4 protein-coding genes and 1 pseudogene are annotated in these 3,510 nt (G+C 74.4%); 1 reads left to right on the forward strand and 4 read right to left on the reverse strand.

Translation table 11 applies throughout. The features are described from left to right. Positions 1 to 37: 37 nt before the first annotated feature. Positions 38 to 337, reverse strand: coding sequence for a DUF4193 domain-containing protein (locus HGA02_RS13470; RefSeq protein ID WP_124343249.1), 300 nt, complete (start codon positions 335 to 337; stop codon positions 38 to 40). Positions 338 to 498: 161 nt separating this feature from the next. Beyond that, complete coding sequence (locus HGA02_RS13475) at positions 499 to 1,365, reverse strand: inositol monophosphatase family protein (RefSeq protein ID WP_168679439.1); 867 nt, start codon at positions 1,363 to 1,365, stop codon at positions 499 to 501. A 131-nt stretch (positions 1,366 to 1,496) separates the two neighbouring features. On the opposite strand from HGA02_RS13475, the gene sepH reads away from it, so the two are divergent. Then, positions 1,497 to 2,543 (forward strand): septation protein SepH, encoded by a 1,047-nt coding sequence (gene sepH, locus HGA02_RS13480; protein WP_168679440.1) that lies wholly within the window; start codon positions 1,497 to 1,499, stop codon positions 2,541 to 2,543. Positions 2,544 to 2,580: 37 nt separating this feature from the next. Here sepH and HGA02_RS13485 read toward each other — a convergent pair whose 3' ends face one another. Both HGA02_RS13485 and HGA02_RS13490 read right to left on the reverse strand, forming a co-directional pair. Beyond that, a complete protein-coding gene (locus tag HGA02_RS13485) occupies positions 2,581 to 3,249 on the reverse strand; it encodes a thymidine kinase (RefSeq protein ID WP_162352164.1) in 669 nt (222 codons plus the stop codon). Positions 3,250 to 3,251: 2 nt separating this feature from the next. Then, positions 3,252 to 3,510, reverse strand: a pseudogene (locus HGA02_RS13490) (alkaline phosphatase family protein); the annotation flags it as partial.

A 3,510-nucleotide genomic window follows, 5' to 3' on the forward strand; every position in this document is an offset into this window, starting at 1 on the left:
CGCGGTGCGGGGGCCGGCCGAACGGTTCAGCGCAGGATCACGCGGCGCACTCGGAGCACACCGGTGCCCCGTTGCGCTCGTAGGCGAGCTGGCTGCGGTGGTGCACCAGGAAGCAGCTCGAACAGGTGAACTCGTCCGCCTGCCGGGGAAGGACGCGGACCGAGAGCTCCTCGCCCGACAGGTCCGCACCCGGCAGCTCGAAGCCTTCGGCGGCCTCGGTCTCGTCCTCGTCCACCACGCCCGAGTTCTTGTCCGAGCGCCGGGCCTGGAGCTCCTGGAGCGAGTCCTCGCTCAGGTCCTCCTCGGTCTTGCGCGGGGCGTCGTAGTCGGTAGCCATGAGTGGCGTCACACTCCGTCGTCAGATGGATTCTCGTACGCGGGATCAATGCACCGGTGACGGGATTTGTTCCCCACGCGCGGAGGATTGTGCACCACATCTGTCCCGAGTGCGAACACGGACGCGCGACCACATTCGCGCAGGCGTTTGCGGGAGCGTTTTCACCCGTCGCTGTCGGCGTCCAGCGACTCGAGCAGGGCGCGCAGCTCGGTCACCCGACCGGCCGCCCCGGCCACCGTCATCTCGGTCCCCGCGGGGCGCCCGCGCAGGCCGGTGACCTGCAGCCCCGCCTCCTGCGCGACGAGCGACGCGGCCGCTAGGTCCCAGGCGGCGAGGCCCCGCTCGTAGTAGAGGTCGAGGTGGCCCGCCGCGAGATTGCAGATGTCGAGCGCGGCCGACCCGATGCGACGGATATCACGTACTCGGGGCAACAGCTCGGCGAGCACGCGCGCCTGCGCGCGACGTCGCGTCGCGAGGTATCCGAACCCCGTGCCGACGAGGCACCCCGCGAGCGCGGGCGGGTCCTCGGCCCGGAGCACACGACCGTCCAGGGTCGCGCCCTGCCCGAGGCCCGCGCGGAACGTCCTGCCGTCGGTCGGGGCGTGCACGCACGCCGCGACCACCGTCCACGTCGCGGGGTTCGGCGCGCGGCCGTCGTCGCCGACCGGGCCGACGACCGCGGCGACCGACACCGCGTAGGCGGGCAGCCCGTACAGGTAGTTGACGGTGCCGTCGATCGGGTCGACGACCCACGTGACGCCCGACGTGCCGAGCACGAACCCCTGCTCCTCGCCGAGGATGCCGTCGTGCGGCCGCAGCTCGGCGAGCCGGCGGCGCAGCAGGTCCTCCGACGCGAGGTCCATCGCCGTCACGACGTCCTCGGGGCTGCTCTTCGTCGCCGCCACCGCGACACGCTCGGGCCGTCCCTCGTGGATCAGGCGGCCGGCCTCGCGTGCGAGGCGCTCGGCGACCTCGACGAGCTCGGCGACGACGTCGGTGGTCAGCGGCAGGTCCCGGGGCGCGTCCATCCCGCCCATCCTGCCCGGCGGCGCGGTCGGCCGCACCGGACGTCCGCGAGGCGAGGCGCGGCTCACCGTCCCGGATCCACCCGCCGGGCGTCCGGAGGTGGCAGGCTCTTCCCGAGGTACCGGGAGGTCGAATGGGTGAGCTCGAGCTGGAGGGTCTGCACGAGGACGGCGAGCATCTCGTCCTCGTGGGCCCCGGGGGCGAACGGTTCCGTCTGCGCATCGACGAGCCGCTGCGTGCGGCCGTGCGCCGGGACCGGCCGCAGCTCGAACAGCTGCGCGCCGAGAGCGCGGGGACGTTGAGCCCGCGGGAGATCCAGGCGCGCATCCGTGCGGGCGCGACGACGCAGGAGGTCGCGGACGCGTCCGGCCTGCCCGTCGAGCACGTCCGCCGCTACGAGGGGCCCGTGCTGGCCGAGCGCGAGTACGTCGCCGAGCAGGCGCGTGCGACGCGCGTCGGCCGTGACGCGGGCGCGCCGACGCTGGGCGACCTCGTGACGGACCGGCTCGCGGCTCGCGGCGTCGACCTCGCGTCGCTCGCGTGGGACTCGGCGCGGGAGCCGTCCGGCCCGTGGGTGGTGCTCGCGCGCTTCCGCGTCGACGACACCGCGCACGAGGCCCGCTGGACGTTCGACGCGGCGCGGCGCACCGTCGTGGCCGACGACGACGAGGCACGCTGGCTCTCCGAGACGGAGCTCCCGGACGAGCCCGTCTCCCGCCGCCACCTCGCGGCCGTCCGTGACGTGGTGTTCGACTTCCGCGACGACGGGACGCTCACGGGCACGGACGCACCCGAGCCCGAGCCGGAGCCCGACCCGCAGCAGGAGACCCACGACCTGCTCGACGAGCTCCGCACGCGGCGCGGCGTGCGGCAGAACCTCGACCTCGACGTCGACGACGAGGAGTTCGAGGGGTTCGGCCCGCAGCACGCGTTCGACTTCGGTCGCGACGACGTGGACGTCCCCGGGGCGCACCCGCTCGACGCCGACCCGCTCGCGGAGGCCGTCGTGCTGCGCCCGCCGGCGCCCGAGCCCGAGCCCGAGCCCGTGGTGCCCGTGGTGCCCGTCGTGCCGGTCGACGACGAGTCGCCGACCGAGCCCGCCGAGCGGCCCCGCACGCGCAAGGGTCGCGCGAAGGTGCCGAGCTGGGACGAGATCGTCTTCGGCGCCAAGCCGGAGTGACCCGGCCTCGGCGGTCGCGTCCGGCCTGACGCGAGGGTCAGGCGCCGACGCCGAGCGTGCCCTGCGCCGACGAGAGCGTCGCGACCGACGGCGACGCGGCGCGCGCGGTCGCCGCCGTCATGCGCCGCATGTGGTGCCGACGGCACAGCACCTCGTACGCGACCTCGCCGCTCGCGGCCGCGACGTCGCCGACGACCACCTGGGCGCCCTCGACGACCATGACGCCGTCGACCGTGCGGGCGTTGTGGGTCGCGCGCGCACCGCACCAGCACAGCGCCTTGACCTGGAGCACCTCGACGCGGTCGGCCAGCTCGACGAGCCGGGCAGAGCCCGGGAACAGCCGCGCCCGGAAGTCGGTCGAGATCCCGAAGGTGTAGACGTCGACCTCGAGCTCGTCGACGACGCGCGCGAGCTGCTCGACCTGCGTGGCGGTGTAGAACTGCGCCTCGTCGGCGATGAGGTAGTCGACCGGCTGCCCCTGCGTGCGCCGCTCGATGACCTCGGCCCAGAAGTCGGTCGCGTCGCCGACCTCGGCGGCGTGCTGCACGAGGCCGAGGCGCGACGAGATGGTCGCCGCACCGGCCCGGTCGTTGCGCGTGAACAGCACGCCGTCGCGCCCGCGCGCGGCGTGGTTGTGGTGCATCTGCAGCGCGAGCGTGGACTTGCCGCAGTCCATCGTTCCCGAGAAGAAGACGAGCTCCGCCACGGTCAGGAGCCTTTCTGCACGACGAGGAACGGGACGAGCATCTCGTGCCGGGTGAGCGACCCGTGCACGCCGACGAGGTCGAGCGACGCGGGCGTCTGCGTCGCGGAGTCGACGACGGTCGCGCGGCCCGTCATGGCGACGACCACGTCGCCGAGGACGCGCCGCGCACGCTCTCCCACGGGCCCGAACCAGCCGGCGTCGACGGCGGCCTCGCGCGTGACGACGACCGCCGCGTCGCCCAGCGCGCCGCGCACACCCTTG

Source organism: Cellulomonas septica (assembly GCF_012396155.1).
Taxonomy (GTDB): domain Bacteria; phylum Actinomycetota; class Actinomycetes; order Actinomycetales; family Cellulomonadaceae; genus Cellulomonas; species Cellulomonas septica.